Source organism: Pseudomonas sp. G2-4 (genome assembly GCF_030064125.1).
Taxonomy (GTDB): domain Bacteria; phylum Pseudomonadota; class Gammaproteobacteria; order Pseudomonadales; family Pseudomonadaceae; genus Aquipseudomonas.
In genome coordinates this window covers 711,567-736,179 of record NZ_CP125957.1, presented here as the reverse complement: position 1 = coordinate 736,179, position 24,613 = coordinate 711,567, and the positions used below count along the sequence as shown (strand labels likewise).

At 58.0% G+C, this 24,613-nt stretch carries 13 protein-coding genes, 2 tRNA genes and 3 rRNA genes; 7 read left to right on the top strand and 11 right to left on the bottom strand.

What is annotated here, in order from left to right:
- Positions 1-47: 47 nt before the first annotated feature.
- The 9 genes from recD to tyrS all read right to left on the bottom strand — a co-directional run bounded on the left by recD (position 48) and on the right by tyrS (position 16,375).
- On the bottom strand, positions 48-2,138 hold the full coding sequence (recD, locus tag QNH97_RS03185; RefSeq protein ID WP_283555567.1) for an exodeoxyribonuclease V subunit alpha: 2,091 nt from the start codon (positions 2,136-2,138) through the stop codon (positions 48-50).
- A complete protein-coding gene (gene recB / locus QNH97_RS03180; RefSeq protein ID WP_283555566.1) occupies positions 2,135-5,824 on the bottom strand; it encodes an exodeoxyribonuclease V subunit beta in 3,690 nt (1,229 codons plus the stop codon). The genes recD and recB overlap by 4 nt, the downstream gene beginning before the upstream one ends.
- The gene (gene recC, locus QNH97_RS03175) at positions 5,821-9,273 is read right to left on the bottom strand and encodes an exodeoxyribonuclease V subunit gamma (RefSeq protein ID WP_283555565.1); all 3,453 of its coding nucleotides are present in this window, start codon (positions 9,271-9,273) and stop codon (positions 5,821-5,823) included. The genes recB and recC overlap by 4 nt, the downstream gene beginning before the upstream one ends.
- 155 nt (positions 9,274-9,428) lie before the next feature.
- A 5S ribosomal RNA gene (gene rrf, locus QNH97_RS03170) occupies positions 9,429-9,544 on the bottom strand.
- 159 nt (positions 9,545-9,703) lie between these two features.
- Positions 9,704-12,595, bottom strand: a 23S ribosomal RNA gene (locus QNH97_RS03165).
- Positions 12,596-12,845: 250 nt separating this feature from the next.
- Positions 12,846-12,921: transfer RNA gene (locus tag QNH97_RS03160), tRNA-Ala, on the bottom strand.
- A gap of 30 nt (positions 12,922-12,951) precedes the next feature.
- Positions 12,952-13,028: transfer RNA gene (locus QNH97_RS03155), tRNA-Ile, on the bottom strand.
- Between the two features lie 81 nt (positions 13,029-13,109).
- Positions 13,110-14,646, bottom strand: a 16S ribosomal RNA gene (locus tag QNH97_RS03150).
- The 16S, 23S and 5S rRNA genes sit together here with 2 tRNA genes alongside, the layout of an rRNA operon.
- 529 nt (positions 14,647-15,175) lie before the next feature.
- Complete coding sequence (gene tyrS, locus QNH97_RS03145) at positions 15,176-16,375, bottom strand: tyrosine--tRNA ligase (RefSeq protein ID WP_283555564.1); 1,200 nt, start codon at positions 16,373-16,375, stop codon at positions 15,176-15,178.
- Between the two features lie 211 nt (positions 16,376-16,586).
- Here tyrS and QNH97_RS03140 point away from each other — a divergent pair, with 211 nt between their 5' ends.
- Positions 16,587-18,002, top strand: a complete 1,416-nt coding sequence (locus tag QNH97_RS03140; RefSeq protein WP_283555563.1) for a peptidoglycan DD-metalloendopeptidase family protein — start codon at positions 16,587-16,589, stop codon at positions 18,000-18,002.
- Positions 18,003-18,005: 3 nt separating this feature from the next.
- Positions 18,006-19,097, top strand: a complete 1,092-nt coding sequence (locus tag QNH97_RS03135; protein ID WP_283555562.1) for an anhydro-N-acetylmuramic acid kinase — start codon at positions 18,006-18,008, stop codon at positions 19,095-19,097.
- Between the two features lie 77 nt (positions 19,098-19,174).
- Here QNH97_RS03135 and erpA read toward each other — a convergent pair whose 3' ends face one another.
- Together erpA and argC are read right to left on the bottom strand one after the other, a co-directional pair.
- Complete coding sequence (gene erpA, locus QNH97_RS03130; RefSeq protein ID WP_025215766.1) at positions 19,175-19,525, bottom strand: iron-sulfur cluster insertion protein ErpA; 351 nt, start codon at positions 19,523-19,525, stop codon at positions 19,175-19,177.
- 155 nt (positions 19,526-19,680) lie between these two features.
- Positions 19,681-20,715, bottom strand: a complete 1,035-nt coding sequence (argC, locus tag QNH97_RS03125; RefSeq protein WP_283555561.1) for an N-acetyl-gamma-glutamyl-phosphate reductase — start codon at positions 20,713-20,715, stop codon at positions 19,681-19,683.
- Positions 20,716-20,849: 134 nt separating this feature from the next.
- On the opposite strand from argC, the gene hemJ reads away from it, so the two are divergent.
- The 5 genes from hemJ to QNH97_RS03100 all read left to right on the top strand — a co-directional run bounded on the left by hemJ (position 20,850) and on the right by QNH97_RS03100 (position 24,582).
- Positions 20,850-21,281: a protoporphyrinogen oxidase HemJ gene (hemJ, locus tag QNH97_RS03120; RefSeq protein ID WP_122566709.1), complete on the top strand. Its 432-nt coding sequence runs from the start codon at positions 20,850-20,852 to the stop codon at positions 21,279-21,281.
- Positions 21,282-21,317: 36 nt separating this feature from the next.
- Positions 21,318-22,286 (top strand): NAD(P)H-dependent flavin oxidoreductase, encoded by a 969-nt coding sequence (locus QNH97_RS03115; protein WP_283555560.1) that lies wholly within the window; start codon positions 21,318-21,320, stop codon positions 22,284-22,286.
- A gap of 46 nt (positions 22,287-22,332) precedes the next feature.
- The gene (locus QNH97_RS03110; RefSeq protein ID WP_283555559.1) at positions 22,333-23,310 is read left to right on the top strand and encodes a DUF805 domain-containing protein; all 978 of its coding nucleotides are present in this window, start codon (positions 22,333-22,335) and stop codon (positions 23,308-23,310) included.
- A gap of 62 nt (positions 23,311-23,372) precedes the next feature.
- Positions 23,373-24,161: an SDR family NAD(P)-dependent oxidoreductase gene (locus QNH97_RS03105; RefSeq protein WP_283555558.1), complete on the top strand. Its 789-nt coding sequence runs from the start codon at positions 23,373-23,375 to the stop codon at positions 24,159-24,161.
- Positions 24,162-24,243: 82 nt separating this feature from the next.
- Positions 24,244-24,582, top strand: coding sequence for a histidine triad nucleotide-binding protein (locus tag QNH97_RS03100; RefSeq protein ID WP_283555557.1), 339 nt, complete (start codon positions 24,244-24,246; stop codon positions 24,580-24,582).
- The last annotated feature ends 31 nt before the right edge of the window (positions 24,583-24,613 follow it).

Genomic DNA, 24,613 nt, shown 5'->3' with positions numbered 1-24,613 from the left:
TACAGGAAAAACCGCGATCAGGGCAATGAATCACCAACACTGATGATTCAGTCAGCCTGTTCCAGTTCCAGCATCAACCCACTCAAGCGCTTGACCTTGCGCTGGACCGCCTCCTCGAATACCCCCGCTCGCGGTTCTATCAGGCTGAACCATTGCTTGCCCCGGGTAATAGCGGTGTACACCAGTTCCTTGGTCAACACCGGATTCAGCGCATCCGGGAGAATCAAAGCCGTGTGAGTGAATTCCGAGCCCTGGGATTTGTGCACCGTCATGGCATACACGGTTTCCACATCCGTCAGGCGGCTGGGCAGGACGAAACGCACACCACCCTGGCCGTCGTTGCGCGGGAAAGCCACGCGCAGCACCTGTTTGCTCGCATCCGGCCCTTCCCGTTCGGGCAACTTGAGGGCAATACCGATATCGCCGTTCATCAACCCCAACCCATAGTCGTTGCGGGTCATCAAGACCGGGCGCCCTTCGTACCACTGATGATCGCTATCGATCAGGCGGGCCTTGAGCAGTGCTGCGGTGATTCGCTGGTTCAGCCCTTCGACGCCCCAGGGGCCTTTGCGAACGGCGCAGAGCAATTGGAATTCGTCGAACGCCGACAGGACGTCCCGCGCCCAATCGGCCCAGCAGCTGTCCTCCAGTGGACGCGAGCTAGTCGGACGGCGCTGCCGAAGCAGGCTCAAGTAATGCCCATACCCCTGCGGCCCCTGTGGCTGACCTTCAAGCACCAAACGCTCCAGCGCCCCATCATGCTCGCCCTTCAACGCCAGGGAAAACAGGTCGGCATGTTGGCCGCCCGCCAGTAAGCAACGAGCTTTTTCCGGCTGTTGCTGGTTGACCCAGCGGGCCAGTTGGCCGATCCCACTGCCCTCGCCGAAACGGCGGGAATGCCTGAGCATGACCACTTGCTGGGCCAAGGGATGAGTGCCGTCGAGGTCTTGTTGCAGATCACTGGCTGTCAGGTTTTCGCCGCTGACCGACTCAAGCCAGGCTCGAGTCTGTGGGTTGTACCAGCCCTCCTCGGCGTCTCGACACAAATCCCCCAGCACCGCGCCCGCCTCCACAGAGGCCAACTGGTCCTTATCCCCCAGCAACACCAGTCGGGCATGAGCCGGCAGCGCATCCAGCAGGTTGGCCATCATCTCCAGATCGATCATCGATGCTTCATCGACCACCAGTACATCCAACGGCAGCCGATTGCCCGCATGGTGACGAAAATGACGCGTACCGGGGCGACTGCCCAGCAAACGATGGACCGTGGTCACCTCGCAGGGAATCCGCTCGCGCACGGCCTCGACCACATCCAGGGTCCGGACCTGTTGGCTGATGGACTCGGTCAGGCGCGCCGCCGCCTTGCCCGTGGGCGCGGCCAGGCGAATTCGCAGTGGCTTGCCGGCCTCGACGGCGGGTGCCTGAAGCAAGGCTAGCAAGCGTACAACGGTAGTGGTCTTGCCTGTGCCCGGGCCACCAGTAACGATGCTGAAGCCCGCCCGAGTCGCCAGGGCACAGGCGAGTTTCTGCCAATCGATGGGGCCGGCGCCGCTGGCCGGTCCGAACAACCCGTCCAGCCGTTCACGCAGGTCACCGGGCGCGACCTCATGCTCGGTAAGCCGTTGACGCAACGCCTCATCGATCCGTCGTTCATAGGCCCAGTAACGGCGCAGATAAAGACGTTTGCCAGACAGCACCAACGGGCGCTGCCGTGCCTGCTCGCTGCCATCGACCGCCAAGGCCACCAGGCGGCTGGAAGCCAGGGCCTTGCACCAATGAGCGCCGTCCAGGTTCCGCAGTATTTGCGACGGCAGTACGCCGGTTTGCAAGTCCCCCTCGGGGGGCAGCGACAGGGCGAAGTCCGGCTCCTTGAGGGTTTCGAACAGGTCCAGGCAGACATGCCCATGGCCCAGTTGATGGCTGGTGAGCGCCGCGGCGAGCAGTACCAGCGGATCATCGTCGGGCGCCAGCTCATGAAGGAACGCGACAAATGCCTTGTCCAGGGCACGCAACCAGCCGCGCTCGACCCAACGCGTCAGCAGCAACAGCAGATCATCGGCATGGCTCAAAGGCGCCAGGTCACCCAGGCCCTCATCATCGGACGAGAGGGGGAGCAGGTCGGCAAAAGAACGACTCATAGCAACTCTCCCTGTACCCACGCCGGCTCAGCCTTGGGCTCGGGCGCCCCTTGGAACAGACGATCCAATTGCTCGATCAACGCTCGTGGCGGCTTGGTGAAGAACACACCCTGACTGGCTGCACGGGTACCACGAAGGAACAGATACAAAGCGCCACCGACATGCCGGTCGTAGTCATAATCGGGCAGGCGCGCCTTGAGCTGACGATGCAACGCCAACAGGTACAACACGTATTGCAGGTCGTAGCGATTTTCCAGAATCGACTGTTCCATGGCCTGGACGGTATAGGCCATGTCATCAACACCCAGCCAGTTGGATTTGTAATCGGCCACGTAGTAGCGCCCCTCGTGCTCGAACGTCAAATCGATGAATCCCTTGAACATGCCGTTGAGCAACACCGGCTCGGCAGCAACACGAGCGACACCACCCTGGGTGAACCGGCAAACCAGTTGATCGAGCTTGAGTACATCGACCTTATGGCTGGCGAACCAGAATTCCATTTCGACCTGAAACTGGGTCAAGTGCTCGAACACCACCGGCGCCTGGCCGTTACCGATGTGCAAAGGTACTTTGATCAGGTGTTGCAGCCAGTCGCTGAGGGTGGGAATCCAGCCTTTCCAGCCTCTACGGTTGCAGCGTCGGGCAATGGCATCCTCGATGGCCGACGGCGTAGCCGCAAAGCCTTCACCGGCGGCCCACTCCAGGAGGCCATGAAGGAACGTCCCGGGATTGGGACCTCGGGGAAAGCGATGGATGTCACCGCCAACGGCAATGACTTCCCTCGGGGCGTCCGGGTCAAGCCGTTCATCGTCGAACAATTTCTGGGCCTGGGGATTCTCTGGCGCGGCATCGCTGCCTTCACTCAGGCTTTCCCCAATGCGCAGCGCGCTGTAGGACGCAATCCACCAGTTTTCGCTGGCTTTTCGTACGGGCATCAAGGGCTCGAGCAATACCGCTTCGTTGCGTGGGGGCTGGTAGCGCTCGTCGGTAGCCTGGGGCATCTCCTGGCAACTCACCGCGACGCTGCCTTGCTGCAGATCTTCCAACCAGCGCCGCAGCTCTACCGACTCGGCCAACGGCGCACCGCCGCCCAACAGATACCCCAGTGCCGACAAATGCAGGATCGAGCCGTTGTTGTTGCCCCGTTTGAGATCGGCGACACCCAGCCAGCAGGCATGCTGTGCACGGGTCAGCGCCACATAGAGAAGTCGTAGATCCTCGGCCAGACGCTCGTCATCGGCCTTGGCAATCAACTCGGCGGTGGGCTTGAGACTGATCTGCGCCTTGTTGCCCTCATCGTGGTAATGCAACGGCAGTCGGCTGCCGTCCACCGGTTTCGTCGAACAGATGAAAGGCAGGAACACCAACGGATACTCAAGCCCCTTGGACTTGTGGATCGTGACCACCTTGACCAACTGCTCATCGCTTTCCAGTCGCAGGATTTGCTCTTCTCCCGCCTGCCCGGACAGGGCCAGGTGCTCGGACAGATGTCGAATCAAGGCTTGCTCGCCATCCAGCTCACCGGCGGCTTGTTGCAACAGTTCGCAAAGGTGCAGCAAGTTGGTCAGCACCCGCTCGCCATCGCTGCGCGCGATCAAGGCCTGGGGCAACTCAAAATCATGCAACAGGCGCCGCAACATGGGCAGCACCCCCTGGGTGCGCCAAACCGTGCGATAACCCCGGAACTGCATGACGCGCGCTTCCCAGGCCAGCTCATCCTGATTGAGACGCTCCAGCTCGGTCAGCGGCAGATTCAAAGTAATGCTCGCCAATGCTGCCCGCAGCGGTCGCTCGACATCCGGCTCGGCGCAGGCCCTGAGCCAGGTCAGCAAGTCGCGCGCCTCCTGGGCGGCAAAGACCGAATCCTTATCGGACAGATAGACACTGCGCACGCCCCGTGCGGACAACTCATCCCGCACGGCCTGCGCTTCTTTACCGTCGCGCACCAGGATGGCGATGTCCGCCGGGCGCAATCCTTGGAGCGCTTTTTCATCGACCGTAAAACCATCGCGCCCCGACTGGCCACCATTGAGCAACGCGGTGATCTCACTGGCGCAGGTAGCTGCCATGTACTTGCGATACACCGCCCCGGAGAGGGGTTGATCCGATGGCAGGTGCCAGATATTCAATGCAGCAACGGCTTGCCCTGCAATCCGCAGGGACTCCTTACGACCTTGGGACTCAACAGGCAAGAACGGCACCGGGTTCTCGCCCGATGATTCACGGAACAGAAAGGCCCCTCGCCCTTTCGGACGCGATTCGGCGTAATGGAAAATATGATTCACGGCGCCAACCATGGCGTGGCTGGAGCGGAAATTGGTCCCCAGCGTATGCAGCCGGCCCGTGGTGGCTTCGCGAGCCCGCAGGTAGGTATAGATGTCGGCACCGCGAAAAGCGTAAATCGCCTGCTTCGGATCACCAATCAAGAACAGCCCGGTGTCAGGGTTGTTCTCTTCGATGCGATAGATGCTTTCAAAGATCCGGTATTGAACCGGGTCGGTATCCTGGAACTCATCGATCAGCGCCACCGGAAACTGCTCGCGGATCAGGCTGGCCAGACGCTCTCCCCCGTCGGCCTGCAAAGCCGTGTCGAGACGCAGCAGCATGTCGTCGAAACCCATCTCTGCGCGGCGCCGCTTCTCGGCCTCGAAGCGTGCCCCGACCCATTGCGCGGCATGTTGCAGTACGGCGGCATCCGGAGTAGGCAAGGCATCCAGGCTGGCCTTGAGACCGGCCATGGCATCCAGCCCGGGATGGTTGGGCACTTCGCCTTTCCAGGCTTCGGCCATGCCTTCGGGAGTCAGCCGAGTGAACCCGGTGCCGATGTCCAACAACTCGAGGCTTTCGTCCTCCACCCAGGCCGTGATTTTCTGAAACCACGGCTCGAAGTAGCGCGCCTGCATCTTGCGCCCGTCGACACACTTGTTGGCGACGCCTTGCTGGCAGATCTCCAGCAGCTCCACGGCCCATTGCCGCCACGGCGCCTTAAGGTCGAGCAAGGCGGCACTGCGCTCCTGCAGGGAGGCAGCGATGAGTTCAGCTGGCTCAAGCCCCTCACCGTTGGCACGCTCGCTGGAGAACAACCCTCTCACTCGCGGCAACAGCGCAGCCGGGCCGCCCCAATGAGCACGGACCCAATTCAGCGCTTCGCCTTGCATCGAGTAGCAGAACAGCCGCCAATAGTCGCGCAGCACCTCGCCGAGCAATTCGCTGTGGTCGGTTTCCAGGGTTTGGGTAAAGAGGCTGCCGCTGTCGAAAGCATGCTCACGCAGCATGCGCTGACACCAGCTATGGATGGTCGAGACGGCCGCTTCGTCCATCCATTGCGCGGCGATGTCGAGCCGGTTCGCGCAGCCAGGCCATTGCTCAGCGTCGAATTCATCACGCAACGCTGCGATCAGCGAATCCGGGGCGGGAATCTCGTCACGAAAGAAACGCGCGGCTTCGGCCAGGCGCGTGCGGATCCGTTCACGCAACTCTTTGGTGGCCGCGTCCGTAAACGTCACCACGAGGATTTGCGGAGGAAGCAGCTCGCGGCCAAACCCGGTCGCCGAACTGCCATGCCCCAACACCAGGCGCAGGTACAGGGCCGAAATGGTGAAAGTCTTGCCGGTCCCGGCGCTGGCCTCGATCAATTGGCTGCCACGTAGCGGGAAGGCCAGGGCCAGTGGTGTCTGCCGACTCATGAACGTGCCTCCCCGTCGGCCGATGAACGCCATGGGGCTTCGAGCAGCGGGCGGTAAAGCGCATCGCACCAATCGGGGAATGTTTCGTCAGCCGTCAAGGCATCGAAATCAGCAAACTGTCGAGCCAAGGCCGGACTTTCCCGGCGCTCGCCTTCAGTGGTCTGCCCATCGCCTTCGTAGGCTTTTCGAGCAGCGGCATCGGCTTTGGCCGGATCACTCTGGCCAAGCCAGGCAAAGGCTGTCTTCACCGCGACCGGTAGCGGCTGGCGCATACCGGTTTGCCAGGCTTGCAATAGATCGCCGAGCAACCTTTGCGCTACATCTTCCTCAAAGGGAGCCAGCAGCAAGCTGTCATCACTGGCCACCAGCGCCGTCGTCATTGAAAGGCCGTTAGCGCAGGCCACCAGATGGTTGACCCAGGGCCGTATCAGCCGATGCCATTTACGGGTCTTGGTGGAGCCGATGCTGTTGGGTATGGCCGTGATGGCGAGGACTGCACCATCAGCGCGCTGGTGCAGGCCACTGAGCCAGCCTTCGACGCTCACACCCTGCAACTGCAGGCTGACTGGCACAGCGCTGACAAGCGGCGTGGGCCATAACGCCAGAAGCTGTTGGTAACGCTGGAGCAGATCAGGCAAGGGCTCGATCAATTCACGCTGCATGCACTCACCGAAACCGGCCATGGGTAACAGACCGCTGTTCTGGAGTCTTTTGGCGTGGGCGGCCAGGGCAAGATCCGATTGGTCCAGGCGAACCAGGGCGGCCTCGAGCAGGCTGTCGCTCAGGCTGTAACGCTCAAGCGCATCAAGAACGAATGGCTCGTCATCAGCGAGGGGGGCTTCGATGGCTTCAAAAAATACTTTGAGTCGCTGGCTGAAGAAATGGCGGACGGGATTGCGCAGGAAGTCCTGCAACTGACCGAGGCCCAAGGGTTCTTCCTGGACGTAGGGTTCCAGCACCTGGGATTGGGAGGCCTGGTCCTGGGCATCGTGAAGCATCCGCCATTCGCTGGCATAACTGAACAACTCATCGCCCTGATGAAAATAGCGAGCGCTGAACGGTTGCAGAGGATGCTCCTGGGTGAGTGCCTCGAGAAGGTCCTGGCTGCCATCTGCCAATTGCCATCCATTGGCAAGATGATCGCGCAGTTGACCAATCAACACCGATGCGGGCCGTTCACTGTTGTCGCGAATGCTGCGCCCGACCCAACTGATGTAGAGTTTCTCCCGGGCCGACAGCAGCGCTTCCAAAAGCAGATAACGGTCATCCTCACGTCGTGAGCGATCGCCCGGGCGATAATCGCTGCCCATGAGGTCGAAATCCAGGGGTGGTTGCGCGCGCGGGTAATCACCGTCATTCATCCCCAGCAAGCACACCAGCTTGAAGGGAATCGCGCGCATCGGCATCAAGGTACAGAAGTTGACCGCTCCGGCCAGGAAGCGTTGGGACAGCCGACCTTGATCCAACCCGGCCAGCCAGGCTTCACGCACCACCGTCAGTGGCAGTTCATCCTGCAGGCCAACCGACTCACAGGTTTCCAGCCAGGTTTCACGCAGGTCTTCGAGTTGGGCCAGCAGATAGTCGTCATGCTCGTTGCTCGCCTGGAAAAACAACTGCGTCAGATCGTGCAGACGCGACCCCCACTCCTGCGGTGATGCCGGCTGGGTCAGTTCTTGATGGGCGACTTCCAGCGCATCCAGCAAGGCGACCAGAGGACCGATCAATGCCGCATCCAAACCGCCGATTTCGTCATAGGGTTCGATGCCCTCGTAGGCATCCGAACGGCCGACGGCATACCCCAGCAACATGCGCCGCAGTCCGAAATGCCAGCTGTTCTGCTCAAGCTCTGCGGGCAACCCCAACCCGGCACGATGTTCGGCGCTCATGCCCCAGCGAATGCCAGCGCCCTCGATCCAACGATGCAGCGTAGGCAAGTCGGCTTCATCGATTCCGAAACGCTCACGTAACGCCGGGACATCCAGCAGATCGAGGATTTCGCTGACGGGGAAGCGACTGTCAGGCAGCTTGAGCAGGTGCTCGACGGCGATCAGCAGCGGATCGCGTCCGCGCTGGCCCTGGTCGGTCAACGTGAATGGAATGAAGCGCGGGTCCGTTCTATCGAGCTGGCCGAACACCGCGCGAATGTGCGGCGCGTAACTGTCGATGTCCGGGACCATGACGATGATATCCCGCGGGCGCAAGGTCAGATCCGCACTGAAGTGGGCCAGCAACTGGTCATGGAGAATTTCGACTTCGCGCTGGGCGCTGTGGGCAACATGAAAACGGATTGACCTATCTTGCTCCGTATCGACGACAGGCCAGTGTTCCCGGGTTTCGTTCAGAGGGCGCAACTCAAGGATGTCATCTTGCAACTGACTGAGGAGGGTCGTGGGATTCCCGTCGCTGAACAGGTCGATTCGTCCATCGCGAAATACCGAGCGATAGCTGTTGGGGTCATCGTAGCTGTCGAGCAGGTTGATATAGTCGCGCCCCTGCTTGCCCCAGGCGGCCAATAACGGATGGGCATGCTGATGTAAGGTTTGCGGATCAAGGACGACGGGCATGCCCGCCTTGCGTGCCTGACGCTTGTATTGGTGGCGCAACAAATCCTTGTCGGCCACGATGTCCGCCCAGTGGTGGCGGCATGGGTTATGGACACACAGCAGGACCTGGCTAAACCGTGACAGACCGGCAAGCGCTTCAAGGGCTTGGGCCGGTAGCGAAGAAATGCCGAACACTATCACTCGCGCGGGCAGGCCTTGGGGAGCGCTTTCCAGGCTGTTGATACGCTCGAGGTAGCGCTGGTGAACGCCTGCACGGCTTTGAGCCATGCCTTTCTCTCCAACGTCCAGCAACAAGGCTCGCCAAAGCTCGGCCTGCCAACAATTTGCCGGCGCGAGCGCCTTCATTTCGCCGCGGACGGTTCTTGTCTGGTGTCGACCTTCCGCCCAATCTTCAAGCCAGTCGGCCCGGTATACCTGGTATTGGTCGAACAGATCGGCGAGGCGCTCGGACAATTGGTAGCGCTTGCGTAAGTCGGTGTCGTGGGTAAGGAATCGTCGTAGAGGCTCGAAATGAGGCTGCTCGATCAACTGCGGCAGGAGGCGCATCAGCCGCCAGGTCAGCGGAGCTTTATCCAGCAGGGACTTGGCCGGAATCTCGTCACGGCCCAGGACGGTTCGATAAAGTTGCCACATGAAGCTGCCTGGCAACTGCACGTCAATGGCAGCCGCAATACCGCAGCCGCCAGTATCATCGTCTTGTGGATCTTCAGCCAGTGCCAGCTTGAGCCATTGAGCAATACCGTTGCTCTGTACCAACGCGATTTCATTTTCAAGAGGGGCCAGCGGATAGCGCCGCATCAAGCTGATCACCAGGCTGCGCAATTCATCAAGGCGATTCCCGTGAACCACCATGAAAGCTGGGTTAAGGGACGTTGCGTCCGGCATGAAAGGCATCCTTGAAAATGCAAAAGCTAGGGCCGAACCTTAGCACTGTCGGGGGGCTGTGACAGCTGGGACCTGTCCGTGCTTATCGTAAGAACTTTCCTGCGGGCAAAACAAAACCCCTACCTGCGTCAGCAGATAGGGGTTTCGGAATTTAATCTTGACGATGACCTACTCTCACATGGGGAAACCCCACACTACCATCGGCGATGCATCGTTTCACTGCTGAGTTCGGGATGGGATCAGGTGGTTCCAATGCTCTATGGTCGTCAAGAAATTCGGTAGCCGGCGCGTGCCTTGCGGTCACGTTCCAGCAAATGGGTATGCGATAGTTTGTGTGTTGCTTTGTGAGCAGCTTCGAACTTTCGGTTCGTGTCGTCTTCACACACCGCAATCTGGCCTCTTTCGAGTTCACAAATTGCTTGGGTGTTATATGGTCAAGCCTCACGGGCAATTAGTACAGGTTAGCTCAACGCCTCACAGCGCTTACACACCCTGCCTATCAACGTCGTAGTCTTCGACGGCCCTTCAGGGGACTCAAGGTCCCAGTGAGATCTCATCTTGAGGCAAGTTTCCCGCTTAGATGCTTTCAGCGGTTATCTTTCCCGAACATAGCTACCCGGCAATGCCACTGGCGTGACAACCGGAACACCAGAGGTTCGTCCACTCCGGTCCTCTCGTACTAGGAGCAGCCCCTCTCAAATCTCAAACGTCCACGGCAGATAGGGACCGAACTGTCTCACGACGTTCTAAACCCAGCTCGCGTACCACTTTAAATGGCGAACAGCCATACCCTTGGGACCGGCTTCAGCCCCAGGATGTGATGAGCCGACATCGAGGTGCCAAACACCGCCGTCGATATGAACTCTTGGGCGGTATCAGCCTGTTATCCCCGGAGTACCTTTTATCCGTTGAGCGATGGCCCTTCCATACAGAACCACCGGATCACTAAGACCTACTTTCGTACCTGCTCGACGTGTCTGTCTCGCAGTCAAGCGCGCTTTTGCCTTTATACTCTACGACCGATTTCCGACCGGTCTGAGCGCACCTTCGTACTCCTCCGTTACTCTTTAGGAGGAGACCGCCCCAGTCAAACTACCCACCATACACTGTCCTCGATCCGGATAACGGACCTGAGTTAGAACCTCAAAGTTGCCAGGGTGGTATTTCAAGGTTGGCTCCACGCGAACTGGCGTCCACGCTTCAAAGCCTCCCACCTATCCTACACAAGCAAATTCAAAGTCCAGTGCAAAGCTATAGTAAAGGTTCACGGGGTCTTTCCGTCTAGCCGCGGATACACTGCATCTTCACAGCGATTTCAATTTCACTGAGTCTCGGGTGGAGACAGCGCCGCCATCGTTACGCCATTCGTGCAGGTCGGAACTTACCCGACAAGGAATTTCGCTACCTTAGGACCGTTATAGTTACGGCCGCCGTTTACCGGGGCTTCGATCAAGAGCTTCGCGTTAGCTAACCCCATCAATTAACCTTCCGGCACCGGGCAGGCGTCACACCCTATACGTCCACTTTCGTGTTTGCAGAGTGCTGTGTTTTTAATAAACAGTCGCAGCGGCCTGGTATCTTCGACCGGCATGAGCTTACGGAGCAAGTCCTTCACCCTCACCGGCGCACCTTCTCCCGAAGTTACGGTGCCATTTTGCCTAGTTCCTTCACCCGAGTTCTCTCAAGCGCCTTGGTATTCTCTACCCAACCACCTGTGTCGGTTTGGGGTACGGTTCCTGGTTACCTGAAGCTTAGAAGCTTTTCTTGGAAGCATGGCATCAACCACTTCGTCACCCAAAGGGTAACTCGTCATCAGCTCTCGGCCTTGAAACCCCGGATTTACCTAAGATTTCAGCCTACCACCTTAAACTTGGACAACCAACGCCAAGCTGGCCTAGCCTTCTCCGTCCCTCCATCGCAATAACCAGAAGTACAGGAATATTAACCTGTTTTCCATCGACTACGCTTTTCAGCCTCGCCTTAGGGACCGACTAACCCTGCGTCGATTAACGTTGCGCAGGAAACCTTGGTCTTTCGGCGTGGGTGTTTTTCACACCCATTGTCGTTACTCATGTCAGCATTCGCACTTCTGATACCTCCAGCAAGCTTCTCAACTCACCTTCACAGGCTTACAGAACGCTCCTCTACCGCATCACCTAAGTGATACCCGTAGCTTCGGTGTATGGTTTGAGCCCCGTTACATCTTCCGCGCAGGCCGACTCGACTAGTGAGCTATTACGCTTTCTTTAAAGGGTGGCTGCTTCTAAGCCAACCTCCTAGCTGTCTAAGCCTTCCCACATCGTTTCCCACTTAACCATAACTTTGGGACCTTAGCTGACGGTCTGGGTTGTTTCCCTTTTCACGACGGACGTTAGCACCCGCCGTGTGTCTCCCATGCTCGGCACTTGTAGGTATTCGGAGTTTGCATCGGTTTGGTAAGTCGGGATGACCCCCTAGCCGAAACAGTGCTCTACCCCCTACAGTGATACATGAGGCGCTACCTAAATAGCTTTCGAGGAGAACCAGCTATCTCCGAGCTTGATTAGCCTTTCACTCCGATCCACAGGTCATCCGCTAACTTTTCAACGGTAGTCGGTTCGGTCCTCCAGTTAGTGTTACCCAACCTTCAACCTGCCCATGGATAGATCGCCCGGTTTCGGGTCTATTCCCAGCGACTAGACGCCCTATTAAGACTCGCTTTCGCTACGCCTCCCCTATTCGGTTAAGCTCGCCACTGAAAATAAGTCGCTGACCCATTATACAAAAGGTACGCAGTCACCCAACAAAGTGGGCTCCCACTGCTTGTACGCATACGGTTTCAGGATCTATTTCACTCCCCTCTCCGGGGTTCTTTTCGCCTTTCCCTCACGGTACTAGTTCACTATCGGTCAGTCAGTAGTATTTAGCCTTGGAGGATGGTCCCCCCATATTCAGACAAAGTTTCTCGTGCTCCGTCCTACTCGATTTCACTTCTAAGATCCTTTCGCGTACAGGGCTATCACCCACTATGGCCGCACTTTCCAGAGCGTTCCGCTAAAATCAAAGAAGCTTAAGGGCTAGTCCCCGTTCGCTCGCCACTACTAAGGGAATCTCGGTTGATTTCTTTTCCTCAGGGTACTTAGATGTTTCAGTTCCCCTGGTTCGCCTCTTGCACCTATGTATTCAGTACAAGATAACCATCTTATGATGGCTGGGTTCCCCCATTCAGACATCTCCGGATCAAAGTCTGTTTGCCGACTCCCCGAAGCTTTTCGCAGGCTACCACGTCTTTCATCGCCTCTGACTGCCAAGGCATCCACCGTATGCGCTTCTTCACTTGACCATATAACCCCAAGCAATCTGGTTATACTGTGAAGACGACATTCGCCGAAAATTCGTACGCTTGCTCACTTAAGAGCAACTCACAAATTTTACCTTAGCCTGATCCGTTACCAGTGAAAGTAACGTTCAGTCTATCTTTCTATCACATACCCAAATTTTTAAAGAACGAACTAGTCAAAGACTAGAAATCAACATTCACCATCGAACCGATGGAATGCTCATTTCTAAGCTTTATACAATCGAAGCAGTAGTGGTGGAGCCAAGCGGGATCGAACCGCTGACCTCCTGCGTGCAAGGCAGGCGCTCTCCCAGCTGAGCTATGGCCCCGTATTTCTACAGGCGTTTCCCACACAAAATTGGTGGGTCTGGGCAGATTCGAACTGCCGACCTCACCCTTATCAGGGGTGCGCTCTAACCAACTGAGCTACAGACCCAATTTCGGGCTGCTTCTTTCGTCTTCTTCAATGAATCAAGCAATTCGTGTGGGAGCTCATGGAGCAGCTGCGGTCGTCGATTAAGGAGGTGATCCAGCCGCAGGTTCCCCTACGGCTACCTTGTTACGACTTCACCCCAGTCATGAATCACACCGTGGTAACCGTCCTCCCGAAGGTTAGACTAGCTACTTCTGGTGCAACCCACTCCCATGGTGTGACGGGCGGTGTGTACAAGGCCCGGGAACGTATTCACCGCGACATTCTGATTCGCGATTACTAGCGATTCCGACTTCACGCAGTCGAGTTGCAGACTGCGATCCGGACTACGATCGGTTTTGTGGGATTAGCTCCACCTCGCGGCTTGGCAACCCTCTGTACCGACCATTGTAGCACGTGTGTAGCCCAGGCCGTAAGGGCCATGATGACTTGACGTCATCCCCACCTTCCTCCGGTTTGTCACCGGCAGTCTCCTTAGAGTGCCCACCATAACGTGCTGGTAACTAAGGACAAGGGTTGCGCTCGTTACGGGACTTAACCCAACATCTCACGACACGAGCTGACGACAGCCATGCAGCACCTGTCTCAATGTTCCCGAAGGCACCAATCCATCTCTGGAAAGTTCATTGGATGTCAAGGCCTGGTAAGGTTCTTCGCGTTGCTTCGAATTAAACCACATGCTCCACCGCTTGTGCGGGCCCCCGTCAATTCATTTGAGTTTTAACCTTGCGGCCGTACTCCCCAGGCGGTCAACTTAATGCGTTAGCTGCGCCACTAAGAGCTCAAGGCTCCCAACGGCTAGTTGACATCGTTTACGGCGTGGACTACCAGGGTATCTAATCCTGTTTGCTCCCCACGCTTTCGCACCTCAGTGTCAGTATCAGTCCAGGTGGTCGCCTTCGCCACTGGTGTTCCTTCCTATATCTACGCATTTCACCGCTACACAGGAAATTCCACCACCCTCTACCATACTCTAGCTTGTCAGTTTTGAATGCAGTTCCCAGGTTGAGCCCGGGGATTTCACATCCAACTTAACAAACCACCTACGCGCGCTTTACGCCCAGTAATTCCGATTAACGCTTGCACCCTCTGTATTACCGCGGCTGCTGGCACAGAGTTAGCCGGTGCTTATTCTGTCGGTAACGTCAAGACAATCACGTATTAAGTAACTGCCCTTCCTCCCAACTTAAAGTGCTTTACAATCCGAAGACCTTCTTCACACACGCGGCATGGCTGGATCAGGCTTTCGCCCATTGTCCAATATTCCCCACTGCTGCCTCCCGTAGGAGTCTGGACCGTGTCTCAGTTCCAGTGTGACTGATCATCCTCTCAGACCAGTTACGGATCGTCGCCTTGGTGAGCCATTACCCCACCAACTAGCTAATCCGACCTAGGCTCATCTGATAGCGCAAGGCCCGAAGGTCCCCTGCTTTCTCCCGTAGGACGTATGCGGTATTAGCGTCCGTTTCCGAGCGTTATCCCCCACTACCAGGCAGATTCCTAGGCATTACTCACCCGTCCGCCGCTCTCAAGAGAAGCAAGCTTCTCTCTACCGCTCGACTTGCATGTGTTAGGCCTGCCGCCAGCGTTCAATCTGAGCCATGATCAAACTCTTCAGTTCAAACATCTTTGGGTTTTGAGAAAACCCTAAACTTGGCTCAGCAATCGTTGGTTACATCTTTGATTTCTCGCGGAGTAACTTGTGATGCTGATAATCTGTTGACTAGCAGTCTGACTCCACAAGCACCCACACGAATTGCTTGATTCAGTTGTTAAAGAGCGGTGGGTTGAGCCTTTCGTCTCAACCGAGGCGCGCATTCTACAGCGCCTTGTGTATCTGTCAAGCGGTTATTTTCAACAACTTCAACCACTTGCGCTTCCGATCTCTCGTTAGCGGGAGGCGAATTCTACAGCGTTACTCGCTGCTGTCAACACCTCTTTTTCCCCGCTTTCGACCGAGAAGATCGAATCATCAATAAGGCCAAACAAACCACCTTATCAACTACTTCCCAGGCTTCGATAAACTGAAGCCCGGCACTTTCAAAACAAGGATAACTCATTGAAACTCAAGGAGTTTTCCGTTTCGACTGCGCCGGAAGTGGGGCGAATTATAGACGTCCAGAATCTGCCGTCAATAGCTATCTTCAGCTTTATTCGGATTTCAGCGTAATCCGCGCGAAAGCCTTTTTGCCGGCCTGGCATACATGGGTAGAACCCAGCTCATATATATAGGTGCGATCCACAACCTCACCATCTATACGCACACCGCCCGAACCAAGGAGATCCCGCGCCACCGCCGCGTTCTTGACCAGACCCGCCTTATTAAGGACAGCCGCGATCGGCATATCCTCGGCAGCCGTCAGCTCGATCTCTGGCAGATCGTCCGGCAGCTCACCCTCTTTCATACGATTACCCGCCGCACGGTGAGCATTGGCCGCAGCCTCTTCACCATGGAAACGAGCGACGATTTCTTCGGCCAGCTTGATCTTGATGTCCCGCGGATTAGCCCCAGCCTCAACATCGACACGGAATGCATTGATCTCATCCATGGAGCGGAAGCTCAACAGCTCGAAGTAACGCCACATCAACACATCCGGAATGGAAACCAGCTTGCCGTACATAACACCCGGAGCTTCTTGAATGCCGACGTAGTTGCCCAACGACTTGGACATCTTCTTCACGCCATCCAACCCCTCCAGCAACGGCATGGTCAGGATGCACTGGGCTTCCTGGCCATAGCCTCGCTGCAGCTCACGCCCCATCAGCAGGTTGAACTTCTGGTCGGTGCCGCCGAGCTCAACGTCCGCTCGCAACGCAACCGAGTCATAACCCTGAACGAGCGGATAGAGAAACTCATGAATGGCGATTGGCTGATTGGTTGTATAGCGCTTGTCGAAGTCATCGCGCTCAAGCATACGAGCCACGGTGTACTGGGAAGTCAGGCGAATGAAATCCGCCGGCCCCATCTGGTCCATCCACGTGGAGTTGAAAGCCACTTCGGTCTTGGCCGGATCAAGAATCTTGAAGACTTGAGTCTTATAGGTCTCGGCGTTATCGAGAACCTGCTCGCGGGTCAGCGGTGGACGGGTCGCACTCTTGCCACTCGGATCGCCGATCATCCCGGTGAAGTCACCTATAAGGAAGATGACCTGGTGCCCCAGGTCCTGGAACTGGCGCAGCTTATTAATAAGCACGGTATGACCCAAATGCAGATCGGGCGCCGTCGGGTCGAAACCAGCCTTGATACGCAGCGGCTGCCCGCGCTTGAGCTTTTCGATCAGCTCGGACTCGACCAACAGTTCTTCCGCACCACGTTTGATCAGCGCTAGCTGCTCTTCAACCGACTTCATAACAGACCCGCAAGGCTCAGATTCAAAGGGACCCAACCATACAAGAACGCACACCAAATACAAGGTTTGCCCGGCGCAGGGACGCCAATCCACAGACAGAGCGTCTGCGGGCTTGCTTCGAAGGGGATTTGGTTATATTTTATACAGTTATTTCATCTTCATCATGTCATTCATCTTTTCCAATTCATCTTTTCAAAAGTCAAAATTACCTATGACCACAGAACCGTCTAAAGCGCCGCCGCTTTACCCAAAGACCCACCTGCTTGCCGCAAGTGGCATTGCAGCCCTCCTTAGCCTGGCGCTCCTGGTGTTCCCCTCCAGCGATGTTGAAGCCAAAAAGACGACTCTGAGTCTTGAACTGGAAAGCCCTGCTGAACAACTGACACAAGATCAAGACGCTGCCGAAGCCGCTCAAGCCACAAACGAACCGGCCGCGCCCCCTTTCGCGCAGATTGAAAACAGCCCTGAAGACACTGCCGAGGCCGCTCAGGCAGAGCCTCCAGCTGTAGAAGAAAAGAAAGGTCCGGATCACCGCGAGGTCATTGTTGCCAAAGGCGATACGCTCTCTACCCTCTTCGAAAAGGTTGGCCTGCCCTCGACCTCGGTCCACGAAATCCTGGCCAGCGATAAGCAAGCCAAGCAATTCACTCGACTGCAGCGGGGCCAGAAGCTTGAATTCGAGCTCAGTCCCGACGGCCAACTGACTAACCTGCACACCAAGCTGAGCGACCTGGAAAGCATCACCCTGACCAAGAATGACAAGGGTTATGTATTCAACCGCGTGACCGCCAAGCCTACTGTGCGCTCAGCGTACGTCCATGGCGTCATCAATAGCTCACTGTCGCAATCGGCCGCACGCGCCGGCCTTTCCCATAGCCTGACCATGGACATGGCCAGCGTGTTTGGCTACGACATCGACTTCGCCCAGGATATTCGCCAGGGCGACGAGTTCGACATTATCTACGAGCAGAAAGTGGTCAATGGAAAGAGCGTCGGCAACGGTCCGATCCTTTCCGCGCGCTTTACCAACCGCGGCAAGACCTACACCGCAGTGCGCTACACCAACAAACAAGGCAACAGCAGCTATTACACCGCCGATGGCAACAGCATGCGCAAGGCATTCATCCGCACGCCGGTTGATTTCGCCCGCATCAGCTCGAAGTTCTCCGCAGGCCGCAAGCACCCGATCCTGAACAAGATCCGCGCCCATAAAGGCGTCGACTACGCTGCGCCCCGTGGCACGCCAATCAAGGCCGCCGGCGACGGTAAAGTATTGCTGGCTGGGCGCCGCGGCGGTTATGGCAACACCGTGATCATCCAGCACGGCAACACCTACCGCACGCTGTACGGCCACATGCAGGGCTTCGCCAAAGGCGTGAAGACCGGCGGCAGCGTCAAGCAAGGCCAGGTCATCGGTTATATCGGTACCACCGGCCTGTCCACCGGCCCGCACTTGCACTATGAGTTCCAGGTCAACGGTGTCCACGTCGACCCGCTGGGCCAGAAGCTGCCAATGGCCGACCCGATCGCCAAATCCGAGCGCTCGCGTTTCCTGGCCCAAAGCCAACCCTTGATGGCTCGCATGGATCAAGAGAAAGCCACCATGCTGGCTTCGAGCAAGCGCTAAGCCATGGCGCTCTATATCGGCGTTATGTCCGGGACCAGCCTGGATGGCCTGGACATCGCACTGATCGAACTGGCCCCGGCGATCAGATTGATCGCCACGCACTACATCCCCATGCCCGCCGCCTTGCGCACCGAATTGCTCGGACTGTGCAGCAGTGGGCCCGATGAGATCGCCCGCTCCGCCATTGCCCAGCAAAACTGGGTGAAGCTGGCTGCTCAGGGCATTCATACTCTACTCAGCGAACAGAAGCTCAAGCCTGAAGACGTAACGGCGATTGGCAGCCATGGCCAGACCATTCGTCATGAACCGGCCCGTGGCTTTACCGTGCAGATCGGCAATCCAGCGCTGTTGACCGAATTGACCGGCATCACCGTTGTCAGCGACTTCCGCAGTCGTGACGTCGCGGCTGGCGGACAAGGCGCTCCTCTGGTTCCGGCCTTTCACGAAGCACTGTTCGAAGAACGAGCCGGCAATCGCGCGGTGCTGAATGTCGGCGGCTTCAGCAATCTGAGCCTGATAGAACCCGCAAAGCCGGTAGCCGGTTTCGATTGTGGCCCCGGCAACGTCTTGCTCGATGCCTGGATACACCAGCAACGGGGCGAGCATTTCGATCGCGACGGGCAATGGGCCGCCAGCGGGACCGTCGAGCCGGTCCTGCTCAAGGAACTGCTGAGCGACCCCTTCTTTATCACCAAAGGTCCGAAAAGCACTGGGCGAGAAGTGTTCAACTTGCCGTGGCTGAGTCAACACCTGTCACGCCTGCCAGCCTTCGCCGCTGAAGATGTGCAGGCAACACTGCTCGAGCTGACAGCCCTGAGCATCGTCGAATCATTGCAAAACGCCCAGGCAGAGACTCAAGAGCTGTTGGTCTGCGGTGGCGGCGCGCACAACCATACGCTCATGAAGCGTCTGGCCGATTTGCTGCCGGACGCCAAAGTCAGCAGCACGGCTGCTTACGGCGTGGACCCGGACTGGGTCGAAGCCATGGCCTTCGCGTGGCTGGCCCATTGCTGCCTTGCAGGCATCCCAGCCAACCGCCCTAGTGTCACCGGCGCGCGCGGCTTACGCATTCTTGGCGCCATCTATCCCGCCTGAACCCAGGAATCCCGGACAAAAAAAACGCCGCAGGGCCTTCCCAGGCACTGCGGCGTTTTGCTTGAAGACTGAAGCTGTCAGATCGAGAACGAAGAACCGCAACCGCAGGTCGTGGTGGCGTTCGGGTTCTTGATCACGAAACGCGACCCTTCCAAACCTTCCTGGTAATCCACCTCGGCACCCGCCAGGTACTGGAAGCTCATCGGATCGACCACCAGACTGACGCCTTCGCGCTCGACGATGGTGTCGTCTTCAGCCACTTCTTCATCGAAAGTGAAGCCGTACTGAAAACCCGAACAACCGCCGCCCGTCACAAATACGCGCAGCTTCAAACGATCATTGCCCTCTTCATCGACCAGGCTCTTCACCTTGTGCGCGGCACCGTGGGTGAATTGCAAAGCCATGGGGGTGAAGGTTTCGACGCTCATGCTGAATATCTCCCGGCGCTTACGCCGCCATAATGCGTGATGGCGGGCATTATCCGCTTCTCCTAGAAAATTGGTCAACTATTTGAGGGGCAGCGGCAAGCTACACATTAAAAGCCGCAAGCTTGTAGCTTAAAGCTTGCAGCTTTTGACCGCTGTTAAGGCAACATTCCCGCGTGGGACAGACCCAGACGCTCATCCAGCCCGAACAGGATGTTCAGGTTCTGCACCGCCTGGCCCGACGCGCCTTTGACCAGGTTGTCGATGACCGACAACACCACCACCAGGTCACCATCCTGTGGGCGATGCACGGCAATCCGGCAAACGTTCGCGCCGCGTACGCTACGGGTTTCCGGATGGCTGCCGGCCGGCATTACATCGACGAATGGTTCGTTGGCGTAACGCTTTTCGAACAATGCCTGCAGGTCCACCGAGCGGTCAACGACGGTTGCGTAGAGGGTGGAGTGGATGCCACGAATCATCGGCGTCAGGTGCGGCACGAAAGTCAGGCCGACGTCCTTGCCCGCGGCCCGACGCAACCCCTGGCGAATTTCCGGTAGGTGACGGTGACCTTTGACCGCGTAGGCCTTCATGCTTTCCGACGTCTCGGAGTACAACGAACCAACACTGGCACCGCGCCCGGCGCCACTGACACCGGATTTGCAATCAGCGATCAAACGCGAAGTATCGGCAAGACCGGCCTCGAGCAGAGGCAAGAAGCCCAACTGCGTTGCAGTCGGATAGCAACCCGGTACCGCGATCAGACGGGCCTGCTTGATTTTCTCCCGATTGACTTCCGGCAATCCGTAGACAGCCTCGTCGAGCAGGTCCGGCGCCCCGTGGGGCTGGCCATACCACTTGGCCCATTCGTCGGCGTCCTGCAGGCGGAAGTCTGCCGACAGGTCGATGACCTTGGTCCCGGCGGCCAGCAACTCTCCTGCCAGCGCGTGGGCGACACCGTGCGGCGTCGCGAAGAACACTACATCGCAGGCGCCCAGGGTCTTGATATCGGGAACGCTGAACGCCAGGCCGTCGTAATGACCTCGCAGGTTCGGATACATGTCGGCAACGGCCAGGCCGGCCTCGGATCGGGAGGTAATGACCACCACCTCAGCTTGCGGATGCTGTGCCAACAGACGCAGCAGTTCGACACCGGTGTAACCCGTGCCGCCGACGATACCGACCTTGACCATAAACCTGCCCTCAACGAACCCACTGGAAAGCCGTCGATGATAGGGGCCGCAGGGCGTGGCGACAACCGTCAAGGTGACGTGTGGGCGCTCGAACCTCTACTATCGAGTCACCGTGAATCTGGGAATAACTAAAAATGCTCTATCTTTGGCTCAAAGCACTTCATATCGTCAGCATGGTCTGTTGGTTCGCCGGCCTGTTCTATCTGCCTCGCCTGTTTGTCTACCACGCCCAAAGCGAAGACAACGTCAGCAAGGAACGCTTCAGCGTCATGGAGCGCAAGTTATACCGCGGCATCATGGGCCCGGCGATGATCGCCACCCTGGTGTTCGGCATCTGGCTGCTCAGTCTCAACGCTGGCGCCTACTTCACCCAAGGCGGCTGGATGCACGCCAAGCTGACCCTGGTCGTGCTGCTGATCGGCTACCACCACATGTGCGGCGCCCAAGTGAAGCGCTTCGCCCGTGGCGAAAACACCCGCAGCCACGTCTTTTATCGCTGGTTCAATGAAGTGCCGGTTCTGATATTGCTGGCTATCGTAATTCTGGTCGTGGTTCGGCCGTTCTAACTTCCAATCGGCACTACTTAATCCGGGGTACTTCCAATGTCGCTGCCCGCTCTGCTCGAACAACGTTTGCGCCTGCCCGTCGTGGCGGCGCCGATGTTCCTGATTTCCAACCCGCAGCTGGTGCTGGCCTGCTGCCGCAATGGCATTGTCGGCAGCTTCCCGGCGTTGAACCAGCGCGAGAGCAGTGGCTTCAAGGCCTGGCTGGAGGAAATCGAAGCAGGGCTGGCGACACTGGAAAAACCGGCGCCCTACGCCGTCAACCTGATCGTCCACCACAGTAACCCGCGACTTCAGGCCGACCTGGCCATCTGCGTCGAACACAAGGTGCCGATTGTCATCACCAGCCTGGGCGCGGTGAAAGAATTGGTGGACGCCGTTCACAGCTACGGCGGCCTGGTGTTCCACGACGTCACCACACGGCGCCATGCGGAAAAAGCCGCCGAGGCCGGTGTCGATGGATTGATCGCCGTTGCCGCCGGCGCGGGTGGGCATGCCGGGACCTGGAGCCCGTTCTCGCTGGTCGCCGAGATCCGCCAGTTCTTCGACAAAACCGTTCTACTTGCGGGATGCCTGAACCACGGTCATCAGATTCTGGCCGCACAGTTGCTCGGAGCGGATTTAGCCTACCTCGGAACGCGCTTTATCGGCACGACCGAAAGCCATGCGCCTGACGCTTATAAAGAGATGTTGCTCACATCCCGAGCCGCAGACATCGTGCATACTCCTGCGGTGTCTGGGGTACCGGCCAGTTTCATGCGCCAGAGCCTGGAGAACGCCGGCTTCGACCTCGCCGCCCTGCAGGGCAAAGGCGAGGTGGATGCGGGTTCGAAACTCAAGCCGTTGAACGATGAAGCCAAGGCCTGGAAAACCGTGTGGTCCGCAGGCCAGGGTGTGGGTGAAATCCATGATGTGCCAAGCGTCGGCCAATTGGTGGCACGCCTGGATGAAGAATACCGTCAGGCGCAGGCCCGGGCGGCACAGCTTGGGGGGCAATGGCCCCGCTGACCTGACAACAACAAATACTTAACCTTTAGAGACAAGGATGCCGGGCATGAGCGAAACCCGTTTCAACATCGTATTCGACGGAGCCCTGATGCCGGGCGTCGATACCACCACCGCCAAACTCAACCTCGCCGAGCTGTTCAAGAGCGATGTCAGCGCCATTGAGCGACTGTTCAGCGGTCGCAAGGTGGCCCTTAAAAGCAACCTGTCCCAAAGCGAAGCGCAGAAGTACCTCGAAGCGCTCAACAAGACTGGGATCGATGCACGAATCGAAGCCGAGCCCTCTCTCCAGTTGAATCTGGGCGAGGTACAGGAATCCCTTCATCACTCGGACGGACGCCACCCAGACTCAATCATCGACCCCGTATCTCCGTATGCACCGCCTCGGGCGGAAGTCGGTGAAGCACTGGCCGGGTACAGCACGCTCAAGCCCTTCAGCTTCGAGGGGCGTATCGGACGGCTGCGGTTCCTGGCCTGGACCATGGTGTTGACGCTGGTGATGCTGCCGGTGATCGGCGTGGCCTTTTGGTTCAGCCTGTCATGGCTCATCGCATCCAACTCGCTGGCTGCGATGATTGTCGGCGGGCTGGCAGGGGTGGCCATCGCGCTCGCCTTTGCTTTTGTGAGTCTCCAGTTCAACGTCCAGCGCCTGCATGACGTCGGCTGGTCCGGGTGGCTGTGGTTGCTCAATCTGGTGCCATTCGTAGGTAGCCTCTTCCCGTTCGTGCTCATGTGCATGCCTGGCAATGCCGGTGCGAATCGCTATGGCGCGCCACCACCGCCCAACAGCACTGCGGTCAAGGTACTGTCATCGCTGTGGGTCGTCATGATCGTCCTGATCATCGCCGCGGCAGTGGGCGGGGCGTTCAGCGATATCGGAGACGAATACAGCAACTCTGTGAGCAACTTTGAAAGCAGCGAGTCGAGCGAATATCAAAACAGCGACGACACCAATGCCGAGGCAGCAGCAGAAGCAGCAGAGGCGGCCTCGCCTTCTGTAGACTATGAAGAAGAAGAGGAACAATAAGCGCGCTTCGTGCCAGTGACAGCCCAGTCCACTGGCGGCGGGCTGTTGTGATGGAGAACTGCATGACCCGTTACGCACTGATCACTGGCGCCTCCGGCGGCCTCGGCCTGGCCATGGCCGAGGCACTGGCCCGGCGCGGCCGCAACCTGATACTGGTGGCTCGACAGCGTGATCGGCTGGAAAGTATTGCAATCGAACTGACTCAGCGGTTTGGCGTGGAGGTGTTGTTCCGGGCTTGTGACCTGGGGGAGCCCCTCAGGCTTTCAGGTTTCTTGCTGGAGCTGGAGGAAGGCGAGCGCCAGATCGACCTGCTGGTCAACTGCGCCGGCATTGGCACCAGCGGCCCTTTCCTGGGCCAGGACTGGATGACCGAGCAAGACCTGATCGAAGTCAACATCCTCGCACTGACACGCCTCTGTCACGCAATAGGCAATAGCATGGCGTTGCAGGGTGGCGGTCAAATCCTCAACGTCGCATCGCTCGCCGCCTTCCAGCCCGGCCCCTGGATGAGTACGTACCACGCCAGCAAGGCGTATGTGCTGCACTTTTCCGAAGCCCTGCGGGTCGAACTCAAGAAATGCGCGATCAAGGTATCGGTGCTTTGCCCTGGCCCGACCCGCACCGGTTTTTTCGCCAGGGCCCAACTCGATGAGCAGAAGATCATCGATAGCAAACACCTGATGAGCCCGGAGGAAGTTGCGCTGTATGCCGTGCGCGCGCTGGACAGGAACCGGGCCATCATCATTCCCGGGCGTCGCAATCGCTGGCTCGCGGCATTACCGCGACTGGGATCGAGGGGGCTGGTCCGGACCATCGCCGGCATGGTCAACAAGACCTACTGCCCGCGTTGAATAACCCTTTGAAGTTAAAACCCAGGCTCGCCAGCCACCCTTTCAGTACACTCGACCTCGACTAACCCAACGGAGAACAGCTGTGGATACCCTGTTTACCAAGATCATCAACCGGGAAATTCCGGCCAAGATCATCTACGAGGATGACCAGGTCCTGGCCTTCCACGACATCGCCCCACAGGCACCGGTGCACTTCCTGGTCATTCCGAAGAAACCGATCCGCACGCTCAATGACCTGACCGAGGACGATAAAGAGCTGGCCGGGCATATTTTGTTCACTGCCCAGCGCCTGGCCAAAGAGCTAGGTTGCGAAGACGGTTTTCGCGTGGTGATGAACTGCAATGAACTCGGCGGGCAGACCGTCTATCACATTCACATGCATGTGCTTGGGCAGCGCCAGATGCACTGGCCACCGGGTTGATATCCCTGACCCAAGGCAAATCTTCAGCGGC